At 34.6% G+C, this 26,127-nt stretch carries 25 protein-coding genes; 23 read left to right on the top strand and 2 right to left on the bottom strand.

Annotated elements, in window-relative coordinates:
- Positions 1-42 precede the first annotated feature (42 nt).
- The 4 genes from fba to Q0E86_RS04105 all read left to right on the top strand — a co-directional run bounded on the left by fba (position 43) and on the right by Q0E86_RS04105 (position 5,598).
- Positions 43-912 carry a class II fructose-1,6-bisphosphate aldolase gene (fba, locus tag Q0E86_RS04120; protein WP_270499875.1) on the top strand — a complete coding sequence of 290 codons (870 nt, stop codon included), beginning with the start codon at positions 43-45 and terminating at the stop codon, positions 910-912.
- Positions 913-974: 62 nt separating this feature from the next.
- The gene (locus Q0E86_RS04115) at positions 975-2,828 is read left to right on the top strand and encodes a S9 family peptidase (protein ID WP_295754705.1); all 1,854 of its coding nucleotides are present in this window, start codon (positions 975-977) and stop codon (positions 2,826-2,828) included.
- Between the two features lie 90 nt (positions 2,829-2,918).
- Positions 2,919-4,187, top strand: coding sequence for a UDP-N-acetylglucosamine 1-carboxyvinyltransferase (locus Q0E86_RS04110; RefSeq protein WP_295754704.1), 1,269 nt, complete (start codon positions 2,919-2,921; stop codon positions 4,185-4,187).
- A 43-nt stretch (positions 4,188-4,230) separates the two neighbouring features.
- Positions 4,231-5,598, top strand: a complete 1,368-nt coding sequence (locus tag Q0E86_RS04105; RefSeq protein ID WP_295754702.1) for an MATE family efflux transporter — start codon at positions 4,231-4,233, stop codon at positions 5,596-5,598.
- Positions 5,599-5,630: 32 nt separating this feature from the next.
- Here Q0E86_RS04105 and Q0E86_RS04100 read toward each other — a convergent pair whose 3' ends face one another.
- The gene (locus tag Q0E86_RS04100) at positions 5,631-5,855 is read right to left on the bottom strand and encodes a Lar family restriction alleviation protein (RefSeq protein WP_117571665.1); all 225 of its coding nucleotides are present in this window, start codon (positions 5,853-5,855) and stop codon (positions 5,631-5,633) included.
- A gap of 126 nt (positions 5,856-5,981) precedes the next feature.
- Between Q0E86_RS04100 and Q0E86_RS04095 the strand changes: the two genes are divergently transcribed.
- The 3 genes from Q0E86_RS04095 to Q0E86_RS04085 all read left to right on the top strand — a co-directional run bounded on the left by Q0E86_RS04095 (position 5,982) and on the right by Q0E86_RS04085 (position 10,405).
- Complete coding sequence (locus tag Q0E86_RS04095; RefSeq protein WP_288518541.1) at positions 5,982-6,203, top strand: DUF3955 domain-containing protein; 222 nt, start codon at positions 5,982-5,984, stop codon at positions 6,201-6,203.
- Positions 6,204-6,253: 50 nt separating this feature from the next.
- Positions 6,254-9,325 (top strand): ATP-binding protein, encoded by a 3,072-nt coding sequence (locus tag Q0E86_RS04090; RefSeq protein WP_295754700.1) that lies wholly within the window; start codon positions 6,254-6,256, stop codon positions 9,323-9,325.
- 123 nt (positions 9,326-9,448) lie between these two features.
- Positions 9,449-10,405 (top strand): helix-turn-helix domain-containing protein, encoded by a 957-nt coding sequence (locus tag Q0E86_RS04085; RefSeq protein ID WP_295754698.1) that lies wholly within the window; start codon positions 9,449-9,451, stop codon positions 10,403-10,405.
- A gap of 32 nt (positions 10,406-10,437) precedes the next feature.
- On the opposite strand, the gene Q0E86_RS04080 is transcribed toward Q0E86_RS04085, so the two are convergent.
- Positions 10,438-11,673 (bottom strand): MFS transporter, encoded by a 1,236-nt coding sequence (locus tag Q0E86_RS04080; RefSeq protein WP_295754696.1) that lies wholly within the window; start codon positions 11,671-11,673, stop codon positions 10,438-10,440.
- Positions 11,674-11,883: 210 nt separating this feature from the next.
- Between Q0E86_RS04080 and Q0E86_RS04075 the strand changes: the two genes are divergently transcribed.
- The 16 genes from Q0E86_RS04075 to atpE all read left to right on the top strand — a co-directional run bounded on the left by Q0E86_RS04075 (position 11,884) and on the right by atpE (position 26,120).
- On the top strand, positions 11,884-14,802 hold the full coding sequence (locus tag Q0E86_RS04075) for an acyl-CoA dehydratase activase (RefSeq protein ID WP_295754694.1): 2,919 nt from the start codon (positions 11,884-11,886) through the stop codon (positions 14,800-14,802).
- A gap of 2 nt (positions 14,803-14,804) precedes the next feature.
- Entirely contained in the window at positions 14,805-16,061 is a 1,257-nt protein-coding gene (locus tag Q0E86_RS04070; RefSeq protein ID WP_295754691.1) for a 2-hydroxyacyl-CoA dehydratase, read from the top strand.
- On the top strand, positions 16,058-17,281 hold the full coding sequence (locus Q0E86_RS04065) for a putative ABC transporter permease (protein WP_295754689.1): 1,224 nt from the start codon (positions 16,058-16,060) through the stop codon (positions 17,279-17,281). The genes Q0E86_RS04070 and Q0E86_RS04065 overlap by 4 nt, the downstream gene beginning before the upstream one ends.
- 107 nt (positions 17,282-17,388) lie before the next feature.
- The gene (gene rpsF, locus Q0E86_RS04060; RefSeq protein ID WP_295754687.1) at positions 17,389-17,682 is read left to right on the top strand and encodes a 30S ribosomal protein S6; all 294 of its coding nucleotides are present in this window, start codon (positions 17,389-17,391) and stop codon (positions 17,680-17,682) included.
- A 16-nt stretch (positions 17,683-17,698) separates the two neighbouring features.
- Positions 17,699-18,217: a single-stranded DNA-binding protein gene (ssb, locus tag Q0E86_RS04055; protein ID WP_288519935.1), complete on the top strand. Its 519-nt coding sequence runs from the start codon at positions 17,699-17,701 to the stop codon at positions 18,215-18,217.
- 17 nt (positions 18,218-18,234) lie between these two features.
- Positions 18,235-18,465 (top strand): 30S ribosomal protein S18, encoded by a 231-nt coding sequence (gene rpsR, locus Q0E86_RS04050; RefSeq protein ID WP_003864783.1) that lies wholly within the window; start codon positions 18,235-18,237, stop codon positions 18,463-18,465.
- A gap of 49 nt (positions 18,466-18,514) precedes the next feature.
- On the top strand, positions 18,515-19,369 hold the full coding sequence (locus tag Q0E86_RS04045; protein ID WP_295754684.1) for a DUF2232 domain-containing protein: 855 nt from the start codon (positions 18,515-18,517) through the stop codon (positions 19,367-19,369).
- Positions 19,370-19,380: 11 nt separating this feature from the next.
- Entirely contained in the window at positions 19,381-21,351 is a 1,971-nt protein-coding gene (locus tag Q0E86_RS04040) for a DHH family phosphoesterase (RefSeq protein ID WP_295754682.1), read from the top strand.
- Positions 21,332-21,781 carry a 50S ribosomal protein L9 gene (gene rplI / locus Q0E86_RS04035; protein ID WP_295754681.1) on the top strand — a complete coding sequence of 150 codons (450 nt, stop codon included), beginning with the start codon at positions 21,332-21,334 and terminating at the stop codon, positions 21,779-21,781. Before Q0E86_RS04040 ends, rplI begins: the two co-directional genes overlap by 20 nt.
- 1 nt (position 21,782) lies before the next feature.
- Entirely contained in the window at positions 21,783-23,129 is a 1,347-nt protein-coding gene (gene dnaB, locus Q0E86_RS04030; RefSeq protein WP_295754679.1) for a replicative DNA helicase, read from the top strand.
- Positions 23,119-23,859 carry an MBL fold metallo-hydrolase gene (locus Q0E86_RS04025; RefSeq protein WP_295754677.1) on the top strand — a complete coding sequence of 247 codons (741 nt, stop codon included), beginning with the start codon at positions 23,119-23,121 and terminating at the stop codon, positions 23,857-23,859. The genes dnaB and Q0E86_RS04025 overlap by 11 nt, the downstream gene beginning before the upstream one ends.
- Positions 23,860-23,992: 133 nt before the next feature.
- A complete protein-coding gene (gene upp, locus Q0E86_RS04020; RefSeq protein WP_003864777.1) occupies positions 23,993-24,613 on the top strand; it encodes a uracil phosphoribosyltransferase in 621 nt (206 codons plus the stop codon).
- A gap of 3 nt (positions 24,614-24,616) precedes the next feature.
- The gene (locus tag Q0E86_RS11150) at positions 24,617-24,784 is read left to right on the top strand and encodes an AtpZ/AtpI family protein (protein ID WP_083783520.1); all 168 of its coding nucleotides are present in this window, start codon (positions 24,617-24,619) and stop codon (positions 24,782-24,784) included.
- Between the two features lie 13 nt (positions 24,785-24,797).
- The gene (locus tag Q0E86_RS04015) at positions 24,798-25,157 is read left to right on the top strand and encodes a hypothetical protein (RefSeq protein WP_295754675.1); all 360 of its coding nucleotides are present in this window, start codon (positions 24,798-24,800) and stop codon (positions 25,155-25,157) included.
- A complete protein-coding gene (gene atpB / locus Q0E86_RS04010) occupies positions 25,150-25,857 on the top strand; it encodes a F0F1 ATP synthase subunit A (RefSeq protein WP_295754673.1) in 708 nt (235 codons plus the stop codon). The genes Q0E86_RS04015 and atpB overlap by 8 nt, the downstream gene beginning before the upstream one ends.
- A 20-nt stretch (positions 25,858-25,877) precedes the next feature.
- Entirely contained in the window at positions 25,878-26,120 is a 243-nt protein-coding gene (atpE, locus tag Q0E86_RS04005) for an ATP synthase F0 subunit C (RefSeq protein ID WP_003864774.1), read from the top strand.
- Positions 26,121-26,127 lie beyond the last annotated feature (7 nt).

Here is a 26,127-nt window from a genome sequence, read left to right as displayed (position 1 = left end):
TAGAATAGTTATGACAGAAATGTTTAAAGGAGGAATAGAGTAATGTTAGTATCTGCTACTGAAATGATCAACAAAGCTCACGAAGGGCACTATGCGATTGGTGCTTTCAACATCAATAACTTAGAATGGACAAAAGCTATCTTAGCTGCTGCTGAAGAAGCTAAATCACCAGTTATGTTAGGAGTATCTGAAGGTGCTGCTAAATATATGTGTGGTTTCAAAACAGTTGCTGCTATGGTAAAAGAAATCCACGATGCAATGGGAATTACAGTTCCTGTAGCTTTACACTTGGACCACGGTTCATATGAAGGTGCAAAAGCTGCTATCGAAGCAGGATTTACTTCTGTAATGTTCGATGGTTCTCACTATGCATTCGAAGAAAACTTAGAAAAATCAAAAGAAATGATCGCCTTAGCACACTCAAAAGGATTATCAATTGAATGTGAAGTTGGTGGAATCGGTGGAGAAGAAGACGGTGTCGTATCTGCTGGTGAATTAGCTGACCCTGAAGAATGTAAAACTATCGCTGAATTAGGCGTAGACTTCTTAGCAGCTGGTATCGGAAATATCCACGGTAAATATCCTGCAAACTGGGCTGGATTAAACTTTGATCGTTTAGGAGAAATCCAAAACGCTACAAATGGTAAACCATTAGTATTACACGGTGGTTCAGGAATCCCTCGTGAACAAGTTCAAAAAGCTATCACATTAGGTGTTTCTAAAGTTAACGTTAATACTGAATGCCAATTAGTATTTGCTGAAGCAACTCGTAAATACATCGAAGCTGGAAAAGACCAAGAAGGAAAAGGATACGATCCACGTAAATTATTAAAACCAGGTGCTGATGCAATCACTGCATTATGTAAAGAAATGATGGAAAACTTCTTTGGTTCTGCTGGAAAAGCTGAATAATTAAAGTTTTTAAGTAAAGCAGGCTTTAAAGCCTGCTTTTTGCATAATTTGGAGGGAAAAACATGAAGTCAGTTGAAATTAATGATTTATTGTCTTATCACTTTTATGGAAATTTAAAAGTGAAAGATGGCGTAAAAGTCTTTGTTGATGGAGTAGCAGCAGAAAAAGACAATGCTTATGAATACACATTAAAATGTGTAAAGAATGATGAAGTATATGATTTAACTTCTTTTGGAAAAGAAGCTAGTTTTTATATTGAAAACAAGAATTCGATTCTATTCTGTGGAAATCGTAAAAATATTGAAAAATCCACTTCTTTATATCGTTTATCTTTAAATGGTGGAGAAGCTAAAGAAATTGCTCGCTTTGATAAACCAGGAATGAATGTATTGGGATATTTAAATGAGAATACACTTGTATTATTGACGAAAGAAAAACTAGTGGAAGAAGAAAGTGATTACGAAGTATTTGATGAGATTCCTTTCTATATGAATGGTCAGGGAGTCACAAATAAACATCGTAGTCATTTATATACATATGATTTAGATACAAAAGAACTAGTTTGTGTTACAGAAGGTACTTTTGATGTATCTAACGCAAAAATTCATGATGGTGCTTTGTACTATACAGGTCAAAACTGGACACGCAAACAAGCTTTATATGAAGATCTTTATAAGTATGATGGTTCGGTTAGTACAGTTGTAGAAGCTGGAAAAAGAAGTATTCAAGACTTTAATTTTGTGGATGATAAATTGGTTCTTGTTGCGAGTACACATGAAAAATATGGTTTGAATGAAAATCCAAAATTCTTTGATCAAGATTTTAATTTAATTGCCGATTGGCAAGAATGTGTTGGTAACAGCGTAGGTACGGATTGTGCTTTAGTTGCCGGAAATGCCACTTTAGTAAAAGATCAAGCTTTATATTTTGTATCAACGATTTATGATCATAATAATTTATATAAATTAGAAAATGGAAAGATTGAATTGGTATTTGAATGGTCAGGAACGATTCAAACTTTCGCATTTGAAGATGACACATTGTATTTTATTGGAGCTGATGTGGCGAGCCTTCAACAATTATATAAGGTTCAAGATGGAAAAGTAACTCAATTGTCTGACTTTAATAAGATGGAAGATACATATGTGGCTGATCCTGTCGAAGTAAGTTTTGGTGAAGATTTAACAGGATGGGTATTGTTGCCAAAAGATTATGATGAAACTAAAAAATATCCAGCTATTTTAGATATTCATGGTGGTCCTAAAACTGTATATGGAAAAGTGTTCTATCATGAAATGCAAGTATGGGCAAGTAAAGGCTATTTTGTATTCTTCTGTAATATTCATGGATCGGATGGACGTGGCAATGAATTTATGGACATCCGTGGAAAATATGGAACGATTGATTATGATGAATTAATGCAGTTTACAGATAAAGTTTTGGAAACATATCCTCAAATCGATGCTAGTAAAGTCGGTGTAACTGGTGGTAGTTATGGTGGATTTATGACAAACTGGATCATTGGTCATACAGATCGTTTTGCGTGTGCAGCAAGTCAAAGAAGTATCGCAAACTGGATTTCATTCTCTCAGACAAGTGATATTGGACCATATTTTGCGCAAGATCAACAATTAGCTACATATGATGAGAATCCAGAAAAATTATGGTGGCATTCACCATTGAAATATGCGCGTAATGTAAAGACACCAACATTGTTTATTCACTCAGATGAGGATTATCGTTGTCCACTTTGTGAGGGTCTACAAATGTTGAACGCGTTGTTGGATCAAAATATCGAGGCTCGTATGTGCTTGTTCCATGGTGAAAATCATGATTTATCACGTACAGGACTTCCTCAACATCGTTTGCGTCGTTTAAATGAAATCACAAATTGGATGGAACAACATTTAAAATAGATGGCTTTTGGAATTTACAATATTTTTCTAGATTATCCGGATTGAATAGGCTATAATAGATAGGCATTACCTTGAAATGGGGGAAAATGAATGGAAAAAGTCATTAAAATTGAAGGTGGACATCATTTAAATGGAACAGTTCGTATTAGTGGTTCTAAAAATGCGACTGTGGCTTTAATTCCAGCGTGTGTTTTAGGAAATGAGCCAGTAACAATTTATGGTGTACCTAATATTTCGGATGTACAGTCTTTGATCGTTTTATTGAATGAACTTGGTGTTTATGTTGAAAAACGAGATGAAGAAACATTATATATAGATCCTACTCATATGGAAAATATTCCTATGGTATCTAAGGCTGTTTCAAAATTAAGAGCAAGCTACTACTTTATGGGTGCGTTGTTAGGAAAATTTGGACATGTAGAAATCAAGATGCCTGGAGGGTGTTATTTGGGTCCTAGACCTATTGATTTACACTTGAAGGGCTTTGAGGCTTTGGGTGCTAATATTCAATATGAAAATGGATGTTATATATTGGATGCGAAAGAATTAAAAGGAACAAATATTTTCTTAGATATCTCTAGTGTAGGGGCTACAATCAACATTATGATGGCAGCTGTTTACGCAAAAGGAAGAACTGTCATTGAAAATGCGGCACGTGAACCGGAAATCATTGATATTGCGACTTTATTGAATAAAATGGGCGCAAGAATTCATGGTATGGGTACAAGTACATTAGTCATTGATGGTGTTGATTACTTAAAGGGATGTATTCATGAAATTATTCCAGATCGTATTGAAGCAGCTACATATGTGATCATGGCAGCCGCTATGGCCAATGATATGCGAATTGAGAATATTATTCCGCAGCACTTGGAAGCTATTGTTATGAAGCTTCAAGAAGTGGGAATCAATATGGAAGTGGGTTCGGATTTTATTCATGTATTTAAGAGTGATAAGCCGTTAAAACGCACAGAAATATTGACTAAACCATATCCTGGATTTGCGACAGATGTCCAGCAACCATTTACTGTATTATTAACGCAATGTGAAGGACAGTCTGTTGTCACAGAGACAATTTATACAGAGCGCTTTAAGCATTGTGCGGAATTAAATAAAATGGGCGCAAATATTGATGTACACACACCAAGTGCATTTATCAATGGAAAAACAAAGTTACATGGTTCAAAAGTAACCGCAACAGATCTTCGTTGTGGTGCAGGACTTGTGATCGCAGCCTTGATGGCAGATGGTGTTACAGAAATTCATGATATTTATCACATTGATCGTGGATATGATAACTTGGATGGTAAGTTAGCTCATTTAGGCGCTAAAATGTGGCGTGAAGAGGTAGAAGATTAAGATGTATGGTGACATACATCTTTTTTCTTTGTATAATCATTTTATGAACATGATGGAAATAACGGCGCAGATGCGTGAAAATAAAAAAATAGATTTTAAAGATCAATTAAAAATTGTCATTTTATTATCTGTACCTGCCATATTAGAACAATTGGTTGGAACGGCTATGAGCTATATTGATACAGCGATGGTTGGATCTTTAGGTTACAAGGCTACGGCAGCCATTGGTGTTGTTGCGAGTACGACATGGTTATTTGGTGGTATTTGTACAGCGGCTGTATTAGGCTTTTCGGTGCAGGTAGCCCAATATTTAGGGGCAGGTAAAAATAAATTGGCTAGGCAAGTTGTTTGTCAGTCGATACTTTTTAATGTTATTTTTGGCTTATGTATGGCTTTGATTGTAGTAGGGGCCAGTTTTTATTTGCCTACTTTATTAGGGGCAGATCCTTCCATTTGTAAAGATGCCACTTTATATTTAGCTATTGTAGGGGCTTTTATTCCATTTAATATGATGGCCATGTTACATTCGGGAATGTTAAGGTGTTCAGGAAATGCTGTGCTTCCAAGTCTTATGAATATTTCGATGTGTGTTTTTGATGTTGCTTTTAACTATTTCTTTATTTATATATTGAATTTAGGTGTTGCAGGAGCTGCACTTGGTACGGGAATGGCACAATTGGTTGTAGGTTTTATCTTAATGTATATTGTTGTCAAAAAGGAAAAATCATTACGTCTTTTGGGAGATGAGTCTTGGAAGTTTGACAAAGATATTTTAAAAAATGTAGTCAATCTATCAATTCCTGCAGGACTTGAAAGAGTTACATTATCTTTAGCTCAAGTTGTAATGACAGGTGTTGTTTCTAGTATGGGTGCAATCAGTGTGGCCATCAATTATGTGGCTGTATCTGCAGAAGGCTTATGTTATTTACCGGCCTATGGAATTGGTGGTGCTGCAACGACGTTGGTTGGACAAAGTATTGGGGCAAAACGAAAAGATATGGCGAAACGCTTTGCGTATTTAACTACATTATTGTCGTTTATTCTTGTCATCTTCATGAGTATTATTATGTTTGTGTTTGCACCATTTTTAGCTTCAACCCTTACAACTAGTCAAAAAGTCATAGATGGAGCTAGTGAATGTTTAAGAATTGTTTCTTTTTCAGAACCATTGTTTGCGATAAGTATTGTAGTTATGGGAGCATTACGTGGTGCTGGAGATAGTAAGCGTCCTTTTGTTCTAAATGCCTTGAGTATGTGGGGCATGCGTGTTTTACCGATTATCATCTTCACAAAGCGATATGGTGTGATTGGTGTATGGATTACAATGACTTTCGAACTTGTGTTTAGGGGTATTATATTCTTTATTCGTATGGTTCGTGGTAAGTGGTTAGATCAAAATTCAATCAAATAAAAAAATGAGTGGAATTGATTCACTCATTTTCTTTATTCACCAGGATTTGATTTTAATACTTTACCTGTATTAAATAGTTCAGCCGCTCTTTTAGCCGCTTCTAAACGATCTTCTTCGTTTTTATAATCAACGTGAACTGTATAGCAGCCACAATCCATGCATTGTGCATAGAATCCGTTTCCTTCTTCTTCTAGAATCGAACCACCTTCGCATAGAGGGCATTCGTGTAAATCAACTAATTCATCAATGTTTTGCATAAGAATCCTTCCTTCTTTTATTCTCATCTATTGTACAATCAAATGCTTAGAAAGTTAAGAGAAATTTAAGACTAAATAAAGGTGAGAAGTGGTATAATACTACAAAATATTAAGGGGATGTTTTAGATGAATCAAAAGGATCGTGTTTTTACACCTACTTTTATCGCAAATTTATTTTTGATTGCAGGTCTAGTATTCTTGTTTTTAAAGGGGAAAATCAATGCGTATGTAGGGGATGATGGCTTAATGCATGAAGGGACAGCTTTGGAACTCATTGGATTTAGTTTCATGGTGATTGGAATTTGCATATGGATCATGATATGGATCAAGAGAAGGATGAATCATTAGATTTGTCCTTTTTTCTTGTGATTCTTTGTTTTTCTTAATACAATAAAAGTATGAAAAACAAAAAAAAGAATCATTTCTCAAAAATAATGCGCTTTTTAATGACGGTATTTACCAGTCTTTTAATTGTGCTCATTTTAATCATCATTATGATGGTTTCACGTATTCAAGGAACTGCACGTGTTGTCAATTATGCGGGATTAGTGCGTGGAAAAACGCAGCGTATCATTAAGTTGGAAGATGCTAGAATTCCACAGGATGAAATGATTGCGGATGTTGAAGGATATATTGAAGGTCTTCGTTTTGGTAGTGAAGAGCTAAATTTAGTTTCTTTGGATGACAAGGCTTTTCAGGTGAAGATGGAAGAATTAGATGATTATTTTGACACTTTAAAACAAGAGATTTATATTGTGCGACAAGTTGGCTATGAGAATACAAATATAATTGAGAAGAGTGAAATATTTTTTAGCTTATGTGATGTAGCGACCGGCCTTGCGGAATCGTATTCACAAAGAATCGCAACCCGACTTAAACAATTTGAGCTTATGACAATTGCAGATATTGTTGTCTTAATATTTATGATTTTATATGAACTTTTTAAAGCTTTTCGTTATGCGAAGGCAAATCGAGAATTAAAAAGTAAAATCTATTTAGACGAAGCTACGGGCTTACCAAATAAAAATAAGTGTGAGGAAATTCTTACTTTAGAAGTTGAACAAAATATGGCAATCTGTGTATTTGATTTGAATAATCTAAGAATTATTAATAATCAACAAGGACACGAAAGAGGCGATTTATATATCCATTCGTTTGCGAAAAGTCTTCGTAAAGGTGTGGATGAAAATCAATTTGTAGGTCGTTATGGTGGAGATGAATTCATTGCTTTCTTTAAAGATGTGACAAGGGAAGATGTAAAAAGAAATTTAGAGAATATAAAACGTGTATGTGATCATTGTACAGAAATGCCATTAAGCTATGCGGCTGGTTTTGCGTATTCAAATGATTTTTTAGGACTCACAATGCGCGAATTGTTTTGTCAGGCAGATAAAAATATGTATATTGATAAAAACCAGGCAAAAATTAAAGAGGCTGCCAAGAAAAGAGATTTGATTCTAAGTGTGATTCAACAATTAAAAGATAAAGGATTTAATTTCTCAGATTGTATATATTGTGATGCCAAGACAGATGCATATTTTACTTTGCGTGCAGGTTATTCTTTCTTCTTAGCTGAAGATGGAAATTATTCGGGTGCCATTGAACAAATCTTAGATGAATTGTTTAATGAAGATCAAAGAAAGGATTATCGTCATGTCTTAAACATGGATAGTTTGAATAAGCATGTCACAAAGGAAAATCCTGTATTTGAAATACCATATTGTCATCGAGTGAATCATACAGAATTGAAAGGTAAAATCATAGCAGTTTACTTGGATAGTGACGAGTATGGAAATCTACATCATTTTGTGTTGGGATTTAAAATGTATTCGAATACTGTAGAGATGGATGAAAAGAAACAATTGATGCGTTACTATGATCAGTTGAAACAATCCATCTTAGAAAATGCGAATTATATTGAAGCTTTGATGAATATGGCACAATCTATTTTTTCTGTGAATTTAACAGAAAATCAAATTGATGGTATTTATGATAAATATATGCAGAAAAATAAAAAGCCTATGTTACCTTGTTCATATGAAGCTTATTTTAAACAATGGAAACCTAATGTATTAGAAGATTGTTTAGGGAGTTTTGAAATTGTAGAATCTTGCCAAAGCCTATTAGATCGCTATAAAGCTGGGGATAAGCATGTTACGGTGGAATATCAAATTCAAATGTCCGATGATCGAGTGATTTGGGTTCAAGAAATGATTTTGATGAGTGAAGAAACAATTTATGATGTAGATATTCAAAGTGAACGAAATATAGTTCGTGCTATTCTATTATTTAGAAACACTTCTTCTTTCCATGAAAAGGAAGATAGAGAAATGAAACAGCTTCAATTGGCTTATCAAAAGGTGGATTTAGAAAGTAAAGCGAAAACGGATTTTATGAATCGCATGAGCCATGATATTCGTACGCCGATCAATGGTATTTTAGGCATGATGCAGATTATTCGTAAAAACTGGGGTGATATGGATAAGTTGGATGATTCTTTGAATAAGATTGAAATATTGACGAACCATTTAAATGAATTGGTTGAAGATGTTTTAAATATGTCAAAATTACAATCGGATCATATGGAAATTGTGAATGAGTCCTTTGATTTAAATCATGTGATTGATGAAATAAGTGATTTGATTGATGCCCAAGTGTCAATTCAAAATATTACATATCATAAGCATATGGACAATATAGTTCATACACATTTAATTGGTGATGCATTACAACTTAGACGAATTCTTGTTAATTTGTTGACGAATGCGATTAAGTATAATAAGCCAAATGGCACAATTGATACGTATGTTAGAGAAATAAAGAGTGATGATTCAAAAGTTACATTTGAATTTGAAATCATAGACACAGGAATTGGGATGAGTGAAGATTATATTGAAAATCAGCTGTTTACGCCTTTTTCACAAGCTAAACAAGATGCCAGAACAAGATATGAAGGAACTGGTTTAGGTATGTCGATTGTGAAGGGCTTAGTGGATAAGCTGGGTGGAACTATTGAAGTTAAAAGTGAAGTGGGTGTAGGTACACAAATCAAGGTGGTTCTTACTTATCAATTGGATTCGTCTAAAAATAAAAAACAAGATGCTTCAAAATTGGATTTAAAGAATAAAAAAATTCTTTTAGTAGAAGACAATGAAATCAATATGGAAGTGGCCGAGTTTTACTTGGGTGAATATGTAAATATTGATAAGGCATGGAATGGATTAGAGGCGGTTGAAAAAGTTAAGGAACAACCAAATACATACTCTTTAATTTTAATGGATATCATGATGCCAAAAATGAATGGGGATGAAGCGGCTAGATGCATTCACAAAATTAATCCATCCATTCCAATTGTTGCGATGAGTGCACAATCCGAATATGAAATTGATCAAACGATTATGAATGATTCGATTTCAAAACCTATTGATGAACAAAAACTGAATCAAATATTAAGAAAATATGTGGCTTAGATAAAGACTTGCGTAAAAGTAGGTCTTTTCTAGTCTATGCAACTGTCGATTGATAAATTGACAAGTCGAGTTGGTGGAATGCAACCGCGCATTTTAGTAAACTTTGGCTAAGGAGGAAGAAATATGATTCTAGCCGATAAAATAATTGAAGAAAGAAAAAAGAATGGATGGACCCAAGAGGATCTTGCACAAAAACTAGGTGTGTCTAGACAATCGGTTTCAAAATGGGAAAGTGCTGGGGCTATTCCGGATTTAAAAAAGATCATTCAGTTGGCAGATTTATTTGGAGTAAGCACAGATTACTTATTAAAAGATGAAATTGAGAAAGAAAATACAGAGACAACATGTGATACAGATAGTGAATTACATCGTGTGAGTATGGAAGAAGCAAATGCATATATGGATGAAAAGAAAAAAGCGGCACCTATGCTTGCGAATGCGACAACATTATGCATCTTAAGTCCAATTCCTTTATTTCTGGTTTCAACGTTTAATGATGGCTTAGCTATTGCACTTGCGTGCACCACATTATTAGGTATGGTTGCACTTGCAGTATTTATCTTTATCAAAACAGGAATTAAATTGAGTCCATTACAGTATTTAGAACAAGAACCCTTTGAAACGGAATATGGTGTAACAGGACTAGTCAAAGAAAAGAATCAAAGCTATCAAGAACAGTATTCTTTTTCTCTAGCATGTGGTGTTGTTCTATGTATTTTATCTGTAATCCCGTTGATCATTGCAGGGTGCATGGAAGCTTCAGATTATGTGTGTACATTATGTTTAGTGGCATTAATGATTTTGGCTTCTGTTGGTGTGAATATTTTAATTCGTGTTTCTACAATAAAAAGTAGCTATGATACATTGCTACAAGAAGGTGACTTTACAAAAAAAGAAAAGCTCGCAAAGAAGAAAACTGAAACATTTACAGGTGCCTATTGGTGTCTTACAACAGCTATTTATCTTGGTTGGAGCTTATGGACTAAACAATGGGATATAACCTATATTGTTTGGCCAGTTGCAACCGTCTTATATGCAGCATTGTATGGAATTGTAAAAGTGGTAATGAAGGTGGATTAAAAAAAGATTGTACTTTATTTGTACAATCTTTTTTAGTCGTCCATTTTGGATACTTTATTAAAGATTAAATATCCAACCACAAACATGATAGAGATAGCGGCAACACCTAAGTTTTGTTTACCTGTAATCTGTGTTACAACACCAATCAACATAGTTCCTAAAAAGCTAGCGCCTTTACCACAGATATCGAATAATCCGAAGTATTCACCACTGGCATTTTCTGGAATGATCTTTGCGAAGTATGATCTAGATAAAGCTTGAATACCACCTTGGAAACATCCAACCGCAACCGCTAATACCCAGAATTCCCATTGTTTATCTAATTGTACGGCAAATAGGGCAATTAAGAAGTATGCGATGATTGCGACTTTAATTAATGAAGCTGTGTTTTTTGTCTTCGATAATACGGCAAATGTTAAACTTGCAGGGAAGGCAACGATTTGTGTCAACAATAAGGCTAATAGAAGTCCAGTTGTATTTAATCCTAAACTTGTTCCATATGCGGTAGCCATATCAATGATTGTATATACACCATCAATATAGAAGAAGAATGCAAGTAAGAATAAGAAGACTTTCTTTTGTTCTTTAGCTTTCATTAAAGTGTCTTTTAAACGAGTAAATGTATCCAAAGCAGGATGTGCTTCTGGTTCAATATAGTATTTTTGTTTGTAGCTCTTTACTAAAGGAAGTGTAAAGGCAATCCACCATACCGCATTTAATATAAATGCGATCATCATAGCTGTTTTTAATGTCATGCCCATTTTGTCATACATTAATACAAAGACTAAACTGATAATAAATGGAACAACACTACCAATATATCCCCATGCATATCCTTTTGAACTTACGGCATCCATTCTTTCTTCTGTCGTAATGTCTGTTAACATGGAGTCATATACGATCAAAGATAAAGAATAGGCAACTTTGGCAGCTACAAATAGTACTAGAAATGCAAACCAAGAACTAGGAATCCAGAAACATGCAAGGGCCAATGCGCCTAGCATCGCGGTTGTTAAGAAGATTTTCTTTTTGTGATTTTTATAGTCAGCTAGTGTTCCTAGAATTGGACCTGCAAGTGCAACAATTAATGTCGAAATACTTGCTGCATAGCTCCAATAACTTAAGTAGTTGTGTTCGGCTACACCTTGTGAGCTTGAAAGATAATTAAAATAAATAGGAAGAATTGTTGCGACTAATAAAATAAAGGCAGAGTTTCCCATGTCGTAACAAATCCACTTGAATTCAAGTTTTGTTAATTTGTTTTTCATCTGTTTTACCAACTTTCCAAAATTAATTTTATCAAATTTTAATCTTTGATATGTAAACAATTTGTTAATTTAATGATATATGTTTTGTTTCGAATAATCTACAACAAAGTGAACATATTTATTGTGTTGTATTAATTTTGAGCTGAAAACATGAAAAAAAATGAAAAATGAGTATAATAATACTGATAAAATAAGAAAATGGAGGAGATTATGGGTTATCGTATAGGATTCGACATTGGAAGTACAACAATCAAAGCAGTTGTTTTAGATGAAAATAACCAAATCTGTTATAAAAGTTATGAAAGACACAAGGCGCAAGTGCGTCAAAAAGCTTTAGATAAATTAGTAGAATTAAAGAAATATACAAAAGAACCATTTAAATTCGCAATCAGTGGATCGGGTGCTTTAGGATTATGCGAACAAGGTGAGTTGCCATTTGTGCAAGAAGTATTCGCAAGTGCAACGGGAGTCACTAAATTATATCCAGGAACGGATTGCGCCATTGAACTTGGTGGAGAAGACGCAAAAATTCTTTTCTTTCAAGGAAGTGTAGAACAAAGAATGAATTCCACTTGTGCCGGTGGTACAGGTGCATTTATTGACCAAATGTCTACCTTATTAAATATGTCTTTGGAAGAAATGAATGAAGCTAGTTTAAACTATCATCGTTTATATCCCATCGCATCTCGCTGTGGTGTGTTTGCGAAAACAGATATTCAGCCATTGATCAATCAAGGTGTGGATAAATGTGATTTGTGTGCTAGTATTTTTCAAGCAGTTGTAGATCAAACTATCACTTCACTTGCACAAGGAAGAAAGATTGAAGGAAATATTCTATTTTTAGGTGGTCCTTTATATTTCTTAAGTGGACTAAGAAAACGTTTTGTCGAGACTTTAAAATTAAGTGATGCACAAGTCAATTGTCCTGAAACAGCCATTAACTTTGTGGCACTAGGGACAGCCATTTGTGCAGATCAAGAATATACATATGATGAATTGTATAAGGCTCTAGAAGATTTAGTGCATGCACCGGCTAAATTAACGGAATCAAAACCTTTATTTGAAAATGAAGAAGACTATCAAAAATTTATTGAACGTCATAAATCACATGATGCGAAGTATGCTCAGTTAAAAGATTATTTAGGCAAAGCCTATTTAGGAATTGATTCAGGTTCAACGACCACAAAACTCGTTTTATTGGATGAAAACGATGCGATTCTATATGATTCATACACTTCAAATAAGGGAAATCCACTAGATGTTGTATTAGAGGATTTAAAGAAGATTTATGAAACAAATCCAAATATTAAAATTTATGGAGCCTATGCCACAGGATATGGTGAAGAATTGATGCGTCATGCCTTCCATTTAGATGGTGGAATTGTTGAAACAATGGCACATTATACGGCTGCACGCTCCTTTAATCCAGATGTAGACTACATACTAGACATTGGTGGACAGGATATTAAGTGCTTTAAAATTCGTGATGGACACATCGACGATATTGTATTGAATGAAGCTTGTTCAAGTGGATGTGGTTCATTTATTGAAACATTCGCAAAATCATTAGGATATGATGCGAAAGAATTCGCTAAATTAGGATTGAAATCAAAACACCCTGTGGATTTAGGAACACGATGTACGGTATTTATGAATTCAGGGGTTAAACAAGCTCAAAAGAATGGTGCCAGCATTGAAGATATTTCAGCTGGATTATGTAAATCTGTTGTAAAGAACGCATTGTATAAAGTCATTCGTGCCAAAAATAAGGATGATATAGGAAAACATATCGTTGTACAAGGTGGAACTTTCCAAAATGATTCTGTCCTTCGCTGTTTTGAACAAGAGCTAGGACTTGAAGTGATTCGACCAAGTATTGCACCTTTAATGGGTGCTTATGGTGCGGCTTTATATGCCAAAAAATTACATCGTACTAAAAGTAATATTTTGAATTATGAACAACTTGTTAAATTTACGCATAAATCACAATCTGTGGCTTGCCAAGGCTGCAATAACCATTGTTCATTGACAATCAATACATTTAATGATGGAACACGTTTAGTTGCCGGAAACAAATGTGATAAGATGGTGCATCATTTAGAGACAAAGAAGGAAGAACTTCCAGATCTATATAAGATCAAAACAGATATGTTGAATGCGCAAAAGAAAAAATTCAAGCATGATAAAAAGATTGGTATGCCTCTAGTTTTAAATAACTATGATTTATTGCCTTTCTGGACACGATTCTTTGATAGTTTAGGCTATGAAATTGTATGGTCAAAGCCAAGCACAAAAGAAATGTATCATTCAGGACAACAAAGTATTCCAAGTGATACGGCATGTTTTCCAGCTAAAGTCGTCCATGGACACATTCAACAATTGATCAATGAAGGTATAGATGTGATTTTCTATCCATGTATGACCTATAATGTAGATGAACATCAATCGGATAATCATTATAATTGTCCATTAGTTGCCTACTATCCAGAAGTGATCGCGGCCAATATGGATTTTGGTGATACAAAAATTGTATATCCATTTATTAGTTTTGATGACAATGCAACTTTTGCGAAAGCTATACGCATGCATTTTGAAAAAGTGGGTATTCATTTTAGTGAAAAAGATATTATTATTGCGAAAAACGCTGCAACAAATGAATATGAAGCATTCCATGAACAATTGGTAAAAGAACATCGAAAAGCCGTTTTGTATGCACGCGAAAACAATCATCCGATTATTGTTCTTTGTGGACGTCCATATCACTTAGATCCACTCATCAATCACCAAATGAATCAATTGTTGACACAACTTGGCTTTGTGGTGGTCAGTGAAGAAAGTGTTCCTCGTCAGATGAATCACAAAGTGAATGTTTTAAATCAATGGACATATCATGCAAGATTATATCAAGCAGCTCACTATGTGAATGACAATAAAGACATGAATTTAATTCAGCTTGTAAGTTTTGGATGTGGTATTGATGCGATCACAAGTGATGAGGTTCGAGATATATTAAAGGATGGAAATAAATTTTATACACAAATCAAGATTGATGAAATTGATAATTTAGGTGCAGCTAAAATTCGTTTGCGTTCTTTAAAAGAGGCGATTGCCCAAAAGAAAGGAGTCTAAAATTGAGTTTAGAATATACATTATTTAATTCGGATATGAAGAAGGATTATACAATTTTAGTTCCTTCTATGCTTCCCATTCACTTTTGTTTATTGACACCGGTCTTTGCGAAAAGTGGGTATAAATTAGAAGTTTTGACAAATGAAGGAGATCAAGTACGTGAAGAAGGCTTGGCCCATGTGCATAATGATACTTGTTATCCAGCATTATTGGTTATTGGACAAATGATTGATGCCTTAAAAAGTGGTAAGTACGATATGGATCATGTAGCTTGTGCTATTACACAAACAGCCGGAGGATGTCGTGCCAGCAATTATCTTTCCTTATTAAGAAAAGCTTTGGCTATGGAAGGATGGCAACACATTCCTTGTTTATCTGCCAATGCGAATGGACTTGAAAAAGGCAGTAGCGTTGAATTTACCATGCCTTTGATTCTTCGTATTCTTTATGGAGCTTTATATGGAGATGCCTTAATGTGGCTTAGCAATCAAGTAAAGCCTTATGAACTTGAAAAAGGAGCTACAGAAAAGGCAGTCAATCAATTTATTGATGAATTGATTCCAACATTTGAACATGGTTCTTATAAACAATCCAAACGTATTTATAAAAAGATGTTGGAAATGTTTAAGGCAATTCCTCAAGATCGAACTCAAGATAAGATTCGGATTGGAATTGTTGGAGAAATCTATATGAAATATTCTCCATTAGGAAACCAACATTTAGAAGATTATTTAATTGAAGAAGGCTTTGAACCTGTTCTATCAGGCGTGATGGATTTTGCGTTATACTGCGTAGAAAATTCAATTATTGATTATGAATATTATCATATGCACGCTAAGAATCACTATATATACAATATAGTAAAAGATGTGATTATGCGTATGCAGAAAACATTTAGAGATATCGTAAAAAAAGATGGTACATTTATTGCGCCGGATGATTTTAGTGAAGTGATTGATAATGGAAAAGCTTTTATTGATCCTGGTGTAAAAATGGGTGAAGGTTGGCTTTTAACAGGTGAGGTTGTTTCATTAATTAAAAGCGGTGTTACCAATGTGATCAGTGCACAGCCATTTGGTTGTTTACCCAATCATATTGTTGCCAAAGGCATGGTTCGTAAGATCAAGGATGAATATCCTGAAGCTAATATTGTTGCGATTGACTATGATCCGAGTGCTTCAAAAGTAAATCAGGAAAATCGTATTCGCTTGATGTTGGCCAATGCGAAATTAAGTGAAGAAATGAAGGCTAGTGTATGATGGAATTTGTGTATGCGTATGCCTACTTTATTTTGTATGCCTTTTTAGGTTGGGTGTGTGAAGATTTATATTGTGGAATTCCTGCAAAGAAGTTTATTAACCGAGGCTTCTTGTATGGTCCATATTGTCCAATCTATGGAGTAGGTGCTTTACTAGTTTTATATCCTTTATTGTTTGTGAAAGATTATCCAATACTTGTATTTATTTTGGGAGTCCTAATTACAAGTACTTTGGAATATATTACAAGTTGGGTCATGGAAATCTTATTTAAAACAAGATGGTGGGATTATTCTGAAAGATTTATGAATATTAATGGACGTGTATGTTTGTTGAATTCCACTTTATTTGGCATTATGTCCATTGTGGTGGTTTATATTGTTCATCCAGTGATTCAAGATATTGTATTAGATATTCCGCTTACGGCATTGATGAGTTTTTTATCAGCCTTTACAATTGGTTTTGGCATTGACTGTGTATTCACAGTACTTGCCCTACTTCGTCGCAAGAAAGTATTCCAAAAGGTGCAAACACAAATGGAAGCTTTCAAGAAGGATTTCGAAGCCGAAAGTCAATTGCGTGTTCAAGAAGCGCAAGAAGCTTTCCAAGAATGGATGTTATCTCGTCCTGATTTAACCCAACGTATTGAAGAATTCCAAAGCAGTTTGGATAACTTCTCATTAGAAGCTAAAAAACATATTTCGAAAGCTTTCCCAGAACGTCGTATTTCAACAGAGATTCGTAATATTGTAGCGGATGGTAAATTAGCCCTTGAAAGAAGACGATTGAATGCGAATAAGCAAGCTGAATATTGTGAACTTACAAATATGGTCATGGTTCAAGATGAAAATGGAAATGTGCTAGTTCAAAATAGCCAGAATCCAAATGGATATACATTGCCAACAGGTCATATTGAACTTGGTGAATCTTTTGTACAATCGGCAATTCGTGATGTAAAAGAGAAGACAGGTTTAAATGTAGAACAACTTAGTTTATGTGGAACCAAACAATTTATCACAAGTGATAATTGTAGACATATTGTATTCTTATATAAAACGAATGTATTTAATGGAGAAATAAATGAAGAATCAAAGTGGATTCCATTATCAAATATTCAGGATTATAAGTTGGTTTCCAGTTTAAACGATGTGCTTGAAGTGTTTTCGGGAACTAAATTTAATGAGCTTTACTATAATGCGCAATATCAATTAAAAAAATATTAGACTTTGTGGTTTACAAGCAAAGTCTTTTTTTGTTATAATAACAAAGCAGGTTTATGCCTGTTCTCTGCTTCGAAAGAAGCCAAAAAAGACCAAAGGGAGGTGTACACATGAAAAAATATGAAATTATGTACATTGTGAATGCATCTTTAGATGATGCAGCGTTCAAAACAGTTTCAGATCGTTTACATGCAACAATCACTGACAACGGTGGTTCAATTGACAAAGTAGATGACTGGGGTGTGAAAGAATTCGCTTACGAAATCAATCACATGAAGAAGGGACACTATGTAGTTATCAACGTAACTGCAAACAATGCAGGAGTTTTCGAATTCCAACGTTTGTCTCGTATCAGCAACAATGTAATTCGTATTATGGTTGTTAAAACTGAAAGCGAAAAATAATCGAGGTTAAATACATATGATTAATCGAGTAGTATTAGTTGGGCGTTTAACACGTGATCCAGAATTACGTAAAACGCAAAGTGGAACAAGTGTTTGCTCATTCACAATGGCAGTTGGTCGTCGTGTTTCAACACAAGGACAGCCAGATGCAGATTTTATTAACTGTGTAGCTTGGAATAAAACAGCTGATTTGATGACACAGTATTTACACAAAGGTTCATTGATTGGTTTAGAAGGACGTATTCAAACTCGTTCTTATGATAATCAACAAGGACAAAGGGTATATGTTACAGAGGTTGTGGCAGAAAGTGTTCAATTCTTAGAACCAAAAAATGCACAATCAAATTACTCAGCTGGAAGCCAAGATTATGGAATGAATCAAGGTTTTGCTCAAAATACATATACTGCTCCTGCACAGAATGGATATAATCAAAATCCATATTCAAATCCTGCGCAGAATACAAACAACGCATTTGATTCAACATTCAATGCGAATGATTCACTGGATATTGCTAGTGATGACTTACCATTCTAGAAAGGAAGGACTTACTTATGGCATTTAAAAAACAACGTATGGGTCGTAAAAAAGTTTGTTACTTCACTAAGAACAAAATTAAGGAAATCGACTACAAAGACGTAGAATTATTAAAACGTTTCATCAACGCTAACGGAAAAATTATTCCTAGACGTGTGACTGGAACTCGTGCAAAATACCAAAGAATGTTAGCAACAGCTATTAAACGTGCTCGTCAAATGGCTTTGTTACCTTACGTGGTTGACTAATTAGACTTCATATATTGAAGTCTTTTTTTTTATTTTATATAATAATCATATGATAAAAACGAAACAAATCACAAAAGGCGCTATGGTTTGCGCTATTTATGGAGCTTTATTATTTTTAAATCAACAGAGTGCATTAATGATTGAATCCAGTGCTTCCTGGATTTTTGCATTTCCTGTACTTATTTATACAGCTATGAGTGGAGTCAAAATGGGACTTTTGGTCACCATTTGTATGGGTTTAATGACCATGTTTTTTGGCGGCTTTACAACCTGGTTTTATAGTTGGACTTCATTATTGATTGGCTTTTTATATGGCGTGGGTGTATCTAAACACGTTAAGAATATGACGAATTTTATTTTCTGTTTTATTCTTTCTGTTTTAGCTAATTTATGCATTATTCTATTGTGGAGTACATTATTTGGTATTGATTTCTATGAAGATTTCCGTATGATTTCACAATACATTCCATTTATCAGTTTAAAAGTATTCACATACTTGATGATAGGAATGCTAGGTCTTTTACAAGCTTTATGTATTCACTTAGTCGCATTGATGGTATGCATGCGTATGCATATGGATATAGTTCCATTGCAGCCATTATCGAAGGTACAAAGTCCAAGATGGGTTGGAGTATGCTCTGTTGTTGTGTGGATTGCGTTCTTTTTTATTCAAAATGTGATAGAATGTCCAACGGGGATCGTTGATTTAGCACAAATTATTTTCTTTGTGGATTGTGCTTTACTTTTATATTTTGGTGTTGTTTATTTTATGAGTTTATGTGTAAAGTATCAAAAAAAGAAATGGTCATTCCTTTCTATTTTTGGAGCTTTTATACCTGGACTTAATTTATTGTGGATGTTTATGGGAGAATTAGACTGTCTTTTGCAGTTGAGAAAAGAATAGAGGTTTTCTATATGAAACAATTTGAAAAGTGGCGTAGTCTATGCGTTACAGGCCTTGTTTTAGGTGGCATACTATCGCTTCTGTTATTTTTGAAAAAAGAATACATATTCATGGTTGCAGCCTTAATTGTAGGAATTATTTTAATGTATGCTTTTTTTGGCTTTTGGAAAGCTTTAAAGAAGCATGGTATGAAAACAGAAGTCGATATATCAAGAGTGTTGGGTAAAGATGCCAAGGATGCACTAAGTTTTGGTGATGTTGGTATTTTAACGTACAACGAAGAATATATTGTAACGTGGGCTTCGCCTTTCTTTAAGGAAAAAGGAATTAACCTGACTAACAATAAATTGACGAGTTGGATCAGTAATATTCGTACTTTATTTGATGATGATGTAGATATGGTCATTGGTAAAAGTGAAGGTCGTATCTATGAAATCACGCGTAAAAGAGATGCTCAAATTTTGTATGTGAAAGATATTACGGATTACTATAATATGCGTCAACAGTATTTAGATAATGAAATTGTGATTGGTTTGTTGCAGTTAGACAATTATATGGAATATCAATCTTATGAAAATGAAGAGATCATGGCACAAATCAATACGCATTTAAGAGCATCTTTAGTTACTTGGGCAAAAGAAAATAAAATGTTTGTCAGACGTTTGCGTTCGGATCGTTTCTTGGTTATTTTAAATAAAGAGATTTTGGCTCAAGTACGCAAACAGAATTTTACAATTTTACAATTAATCAAAGATGAAGCTAATAAATTGGATGTTTCTATTACTTTAAGTATGGCTTTTGCGTATGGATCGAATGATTTCACAGTTTTAGATGATATGGTCAATGAACTGATTGAACTAGCTCAAAGTCGTGGTGGAGATCAGGCGGCCATTCGTGCTAGTGGAGGAACCGTACAGTTTGTAGGTGGAAACTCAGAAACTAGTTCGACTCGTTCTAAAGTGCGTGTGCGTATTATGGCACAATCGATTCAAGAAGCTATTATGGAATCGAATCGTGTTTATATTGCTGGACATGTGATGAGTGACTTTGACTGTATGGGAGCGTGTCTTGCCTTATCAAGTTGGGTGCATGCGTTAGGTAAAGAAGTATATATCGTATTAAAAGATGTACCTAGAGATGAGCAACTTCAAGAAGTAATGAATTCATTTGTTTCAGTTGTTGAAGAAAGACATAGCTTGATTACGCCAGATGAGGCCATGGCTTCTATGGACTTCAATAAAGACCTATTGATTATGGCTGATCATGGTATTCCTGCTATTTCAAGTGCTAAAGAATTTGTAGATCAGTGCAACCGTATTCTTGTGATTGATCATCATAGACGTAGTGATGCATTTGTGAAACATACTTTATTAACTTATGTTGAAAGTAGTGCTAGTTCAGCTTGTGAATTGATTGTTGAATTGCTTCAAAATATTCCGAATCATATTCCGATTTATGAAATGGAAGCTACGATTATGTATTTGGGTATTTTAGTGGATACAAATCGTTTTAAAATGCATACGGATGCACGTACATTTGAGGCGGCGGCTGCTTTACAAAATTGGGGTGCCAATACAAAGCGTGCTGAAAAAGCTTTGTGTGAAGACTATTTGTATTTCTCAATGAAGAATGCTCTGATTCAGCAGGCTAAGCCTTATTACAATCATTTTATGATTGCGGCGATTGAAGATGAAACATTGGAAAAAACAATGATGGCTCAAGTATCGCAAGCGTTGCTTTTGATCAAGGGTTGTATCGCAAGTTTTACGATTGCGAAAGTTAAGAACAATCCAAATGCAGTTGCGGTTAGTGCTCGTAGTGATGGTTCATACAATGTTCAAAAAATCATGGAAAAATTAAATGGTGGTGGTCACTTTAGTGCGGCTGCTGTTGAAAGAGAAGATGTATCCGTACAACAGATGAAGGATATGATCTTAAAATGTATAGAGGAGGAACAAAACAATGAAAGTAATATTGCTTAAAGATATTCGTAAATTAGGAAAGAAAGACGATGTAGTCGAAGTGAGTGATGGATACGCAAGAAACTTCTTGTTCAAAAATAAGTCTGCCATTGCCTATACAAAGGGTTCTGCCAAAGTTTTAGATAAACAAATGGAAGAAAGAGCTGAACATGAAGCGGAATTGAAAAAAGAGGCTGAGGCTTTAAGCGAAACTTTAAAGGGTATTACTTTAGAGTTTAGATTGAGTACAGGAAAAAATGGTGCAACTTTTGGTTCTGTTTCAAGTAAACAAATTGTTGAGGCATTAGCTAAAAAAGGAATTCGTGTTGATAAAAGAAAACTTCAATTGGATCAATCGATTGCTTCTTTGGGTGTAACTCGTGTTCCAGTTGACTTATATCATGGACAAGTGGTTGGTGAAATTGTTGTTCATGTAAGTGAAAAGGCATAATATGTCTCGTGAAATGCCTAATGCGGTTTCCTTAGAACAATCTGTGCTTGGTTCTTTAATGGTTTATCCAAGAGTCATTCAAGATTGTCAGGAACTCGATTTACATGCAGAAGAATTTTATTTGCCTTCTCATCAGCAGATCTATCAGGCTATCTGTACAATTCATGAAAATGGTCAGCCTATTGATATGAATACAGTGGTTACGCGTTTGCAGGAAACGGATCAGTTGGAGTCTAGTCAAGGAGCGGATTATATTATTCGCTTGGCAGATTCAGCTATTTCAAGTGCAACATCAAGATCATATATTGAAACGATCAAGAATAAGGCACAGTTGAGAAGACTGATTTATGTTGCGGATAAAATCAGTGAAGAAGGCTATTCATCTGGGGAAGATATTGATACGGTATTAGATGATGCGGAACGTTTAGTTATGGATGTAACTCGTCATCGTAGGGGAAGTGAATTTGAATCGAGTGAAGAAATCGTTACTCGTGTTATTAATGAATTAAAAGAGCTTCGTACGATGAAAGGTGTAACTGGAATTGAAACGGGTTATGTCTTATTGGATCGTATGACAAATGGCTTTCAACGTGGAGACTTAATTATCCTTGCGGCTCGTCCTGCCATGGGAAAGAGTGCCTTGGCCTTAAATTTTGCAGCTCAAGTTGCGAAACGTAATGAGGGAGCGGTTGCGATATTCTCACTGGAAATGCCTAGTGATTCTATGATGAAACGTTTGATGAGTTCGGAATCTCAGGTCTATTCGGATAAGCTTCGTAGTGGTAAATTGACAAATGAAGAGATGTCTCGTTTGTATGAGGCAGGTTCACATTTGAGTGAAAGAAAGATTTATATTGATGATACAAGTAGTATCAAGGTATCTCAGATTTTCTCAAAGTGTCGTAAATTAAAGAGTGAAAATGGCTCCATTTCATTAGTTGTGATCGACTATTTGCAGCTGATTACAGGAACGCGTGCCGATTCTCGTCAACAAGAGGTCAGTGATATTTCGCGTAACCTAAAGATTCTAGCTAAAGAAATGGAATGTCCAGTTATTGCGCTTTCTCAGCTTTCTCGTAAGGTTGAAGAAAGAACGGATCATGAACCTCAATTATCGGATTTGCGTGAGTCTGGATCTATTGAACAGGACGCCGATATCGTAATGTTCTTATATCGTAGTAATTATTATGATAAAGATAAGGAATCGCAAGAAGAAACAGAAGTTGTCGATTTGTCTTTGGCAAAACATCGTAATGGTGGTATTGGAAAGATTCAGTTGGCTTTTGAAAAGAATATATCTCGCTTTACAAATTTAGAAGCTTCAGGAGATGATATTTATGCGCATTGATTTGTTGTGTAGTGGTTCGAAAGGCAATAGTTGTTTGATTCGACATAAAGATACGCAATTGTTGATTGATTGTGGTTCAACTAAAAAATATTTAATGGAAAGTTTAAAAAAAGTAGGAGCTTGTGTCGATGATACAAATGGTGTTTTGATTAGTCATGCGCATTCGGATCATGTTTCGCAATTAAAACATTTTAATCATTTGGATGTATATTCTTATTGTGATTTAAAGGATGCTTTAGATAAGCATGATGTATTCCCAAATCAAAAAATGATTATTAATGATTTGAGTGTTCAATTTATTGGTTTATCACATGATTCACCTCATACCATTGGTTTTGTGGTTGAATCAGATAGTGAAAAGTTGGTATATGTAACCGATACGGGATATGTACCGAATCAAATCAAGCCATATATCGCGAATGCTGACCATTATATTTTTGAAAGTAATCATGATGTCAATCGTTTGATGCAGACAAAGCGTCCGATGTTTTTAAAGCAGCGTATTTTAAGTGATAGTGGGCATTTGAATAATGAAGATTCAAGTTTAAATTTAACTTCGTTGATCAATATGAAGACAAAGAATATTGTCTTGGCTCATTTGAGTGAAGAGGCGAATACGCAAGATTTGGCATTAGATACATTTTCGGATGTATTACTTAGAAAGGACTTACATCCTTCTAAAGTGGATGTAAGGGCGGCTAAACAGTTTGAAATTTTGACAATTGAATAAAATTGTTTAGTGTTAAAAATTTGAATATCTATATAATTAAGCACTGGAAGTTTTTGGAGGAATCCATTTCTTTCAGTGTTTTCTATTGAGAATAAGAATGTTATAATTATGACTATAAAGGTAGGTAATTTAAATGTTAACAGTTATTGATCATCCTTTAATTAAGCATAAGCTAACAGTTATGCGAAAAAAGGATACGGGGACGAAAGATTTTCGTCAAAACTTAGATGAAATTGGAGGCTTGATGGTTTATGAAATCACGCGTGATTTACCATTAAATCCTGTTGAGATCGAAACTCCAATTTGTCCGTACACTGGCTATGAATTGGCTAAAAAAGTGGTTATTGTACCAATTCTTCGTGCTGGACTTGGAATGGTAAATGGAATTCAGGATTTAATTCCAACAGCTAAGATTGCGCATGTTGGTATGTATCGTGATGAAGAAACTTTAGAGCCACACACTTATTTTGAAAAATATCCAAAGAATTTAGAAGAAGCTATCACAATCGTAGTGGATCCAATGTTGGCAACAGGTGGATCGAGTGTGGCAGCTATTGATATGGTTAAAAAACAGGGAGCTACAAATATTAAATTGGTTTGTTTAGTTGGTGCTCCTGAAGGTGTAAAAACGGTTGAAGAAGCACATCCAGATGTAGATATTTATTTGGCATCACTAGATGATCATTTAAATGAACATGGATATATTGTTCCTGGTTTAGGAGATGCAGGCGATCGTATTTTCGGTACAAAGTAATCGATGAAACCTTATGCTTTTTCGGGAATGTTATGCACGAGCATGCTGATATTTGGCCTTATTGGTTATAATATTGATGGCTGGTTACATACTACGCCATTATTTGTGATTATTGGTTTGTTATATAGCATAATTGGCAGTGTAATTTTATTAATTAAAAAATCGAGGTAGAGCAATGCAGCAAATGAATAAAAAAATAAAAAGGTATACTTTAATTTTTAGCTTATTTTGTTCTATAGCTTGTGCAATGATTTTTCATTCTCAAATGATTCAAGTATTTATAGCTGTTTGGATTGGATGTCTGACAGGTTTGGTTGGGTATCATAAAATTGTTCAGATGGCTTTAAATATCCCAACGGATGAAGTGGCTGGAAAAAAGATGGGTACACTAGAATATATGAAACGATATTTAATGTATGGTCTAGTTCTAGTTGTTTGTCAATGTATGGAATTGCCTATATTGGCTGTTCTTGTTGGGTTAATGTGCAATAAAGGAGCCATTCTTTTATATGCACTAAAAGAAAAGGAGGATTTCCATGAGTGATGTAAGTGCAATTATCATTCACATAGGAAAGTTCTCTTTACAGATTCAGCAATCCATTCTTGTTTGGCTTGGAATTTGTGTTTTCTTTGCGTTCTTCTTCTATTTTGCAGGGAAGAAAATTGAGGCACAAGATCCATCAAAATCAAGTAAGGGGATTGTGTATATTTGTGAAGAGATATACAACTTAGTACTTTACATAATTAAAGATAACTTAAGGGAAACAACAAAGAAATATGTTCCATTGTTTGGTACTTTGACTGTGATGATGATTGTAAGTAACTTAATTGGGTTGATTGGACTTCAAAATCCAACGAGCAATGTAAGTTTTAATGCGACATTGGCTGTCACAATGTGGTTGATGATCCAGGGTAATGGTATTAAAAAAGGTGGATTGTTAGCTCGTATGAAAGAATTGACGGAACCAATGTTTCTATTGACACCATTGAATGTCATTGGAGAATTAGCTTTGCCTATTTCATTGACAATGCGTTTATTTGGTAATATTTTAGCGGGATATATCATTTCTATGTTGGTCTATACATTGATTAAAATGTTGATGCCAGTAGGACTTTTAGGTTTATTAGTAACGCCTTTCTTACATATGTATTTTGATATATTCTCAGGTGTAATTCAGACATATATCTTCTTTACGCTAAGTTCGTTCTTCTTAGGACAACAAGTAGCTATTCAAGAAGATTAATTTAATAGGAGGAAAATAAAATGTTTAATGAATTTTTCGTACGTGGTATGGCTTGCTTAGGTGCAGGTATTGCGATGATCGCTGGTTTAGGTCCTGGTATTGGTCAGGGTATTGCAGCTAGTAAAGGTGCAGAAAGTGTTGGTCGTAACCCAGATGCAGCAAGTAAAATTCAATCAATCATGGTATTAGGTATCGCCTTAGCCGAAACAACTGGTATCTATGCGTTGATCATTGCGATTTTATTAATTTTCATCAAAGGTTAATGATTGG

This window comes from uncultured Holdemanella sp. (genome assembly GCF_934754935.1).
Classification (GTDB): domain Bacteria; phylum Bacillota_I; class Bacilli_A; order Erysipelotrichales; family Erysipelotrichaceae; genus Holdemanella.
The sequence above is the reverse complement of the archived record's forward strand: the minus strand, read 5'-3'. Positions and strand labels throughout refer to the sequence as shown.

Excerpts from the sequence above, each read along its gene's own strand:
- rpsR (WP_003864783.1), top strand. The coding sequence starts at position 18,235 with ATGGCATTTAAAAAACAACGTATGGGTCGTAAAAAAGTTTGTTACTTC.
- Q0E86_RS04025 (WP_295754677.1), top strand. The coding sequence starts at position 23,119 with ATGCGCATTGATTTGTTGTGTAGTGGTTCGAAAGGCAATAGTTGTTTG.
- Q0E86_RS04080 (WP_295754696.1), bottom strand. The coding sequence starts at position 11,673 with ATGAAAAACAAATTAACAAAACTTGAATTCAAGTGGATTTGTTACGAC.
- Q0E86_RS04075 (WP_295754694.1), top strand. The coding sequence starts at position 11,884 with ATGGGTTATCGTATAGGATTCGACATTGGAAGTACAACAATCAAAGCA.
- Q0E86_RS04105 (WP_295754702.1), top strand. The coding sequence starts at position 4,231 with ATGAACATGATGGAAATAACGGCGCAGATGCGTGAAAATAAAAAAATA.
- atpB (WP_295754673.1), top strand. The coding sequence starts at position 25,150 with ATGAGTGATGTAAGTGCAATTATCATTCACATAGGAAAGTTCTCTTTA.
- Q0E86_RS04090 (WP_295754700.1), top strand. The coding sequence starts at position 6,254 with ATGAAAAACAAAAAAAAGAATCATTTCTCAAAAATAATGCGCTTTTTA.
- Q0E86_RS04095 (WP_288518541.1), top strand. The coding sequence starts at position 5,982 with ATGAATCAAAAGGATCGTGTTTTTACACCTACTTTTATCGCAAATTTA.
- Q0E86_RS04040 (WP_295754682.1), top strand. The coding sequence starts at position 19,381 with ATGAAACAATTTGAAAAGTGGCGTAGTCTATGCGTTACAGGCCTTGTT.
- Q0E86_RS11150 (WP_083783520.1), top strand. The coding sequence starts at position 24,617 with ATGAAACCTTATGCTTTTTCGGGAATGTTATGCACGAGCATGCTGATA.
- Q0E86_RS04100 (WP_117571665.1), bottom strand. The coding sequence starts at position 5,855 with ATGCAAAACATTGATGAATTAGTTGATTTACACGAATGCCCTCTATGC.
- rplI (WP_295754681.1), top strand. The coding sequence starts at position 21,332 with ATGAAAGTAATATTGCTTAAAGATATTCGTAAATTAGGAAAGAAAGAC.
- Q0E86_RS04115 (WP_295754705.1), top strand. The coding sequence starts at position 975 with ATGAAGTCAGTTGAAATTAATGATTTATTGTCTTATCACTTTTATGGA.
- ssb (WP_288519935.1), top strand. The coding sequence starts at position 17,699 with ATGATTAATCGAGTAGTATTAGTTGGGCGTTTAACACGTGATCCAGAA.
- Q0E86_RS04065 (WP_295754689.1), top strand. The coding sequence starts at position 16,058 with ATGATGGAATTTGTGTATGCGTATGCCTACTTTATTTTGTATGCCTTT.
- fba (WP_270499875.1), top strand. The coding sequence starts at position 43 with ATGTTAGTATCTGCTACTGAAATGATCAACAAAGCTCACGAAGGGCAC.
- dnaB (WP_295754679.1), top strand. The coding sequence starts at position 21,783 with ATGTCTCGTGAAATGCCTAATGCGGTTTCCTTAGAACAATCTGTGCTT.
- Q0E86_RS04045 (WP_295754684.1), top strand. The coding sequence starts at position 18,515 with ATGATAAAAACGAAACAAATCACAAAAGGCGCTATGGTTTGCGCTATT.
- atpE (WP_003864774.1), top strand. The coding sequence starts at position 25,878 with ATGTTTAATGAATTTTTCGTACGTGGTATGGCTTGCTTAGGTGCAGGT.
- rpsF (WP_295754687.1), top strand. The coding sequence starts at position 17,389 with ATGAAAAAATATGAAATTATGTACATTGTGAATGCATCTTTAGATGAT.
- Q0E86_RS04085 (WP_295754698.1), top strand. The coding sequence starts at position 9,449 with ATGATTCTAGCCGATAAAATAATTGAAGAAAGAAAAAAGAATGGATGG.
- Q0E86_RS04015 (WP_295754675.1), top strand. The coding sequence starts at position 24,798 with ATGAATAAAAAAATAAAAAGGTATACTTTAATTTTTAGCTTATTTTGT.
- upp (WP_003864777.1), top strand. The coding sequence starts at position 23,993 with ATGTTAACAGTTATTGATCATCCTTTAATTAAGCATAAGCTAACAGTT.
- Q0E86_RS04110 (WP_295754704.1), top strand. The coding sequence starts at position 2,919 with ATGGAAAAAGTCATTAAAATTGAAGGTGGACATCATTTAAATGGAACA.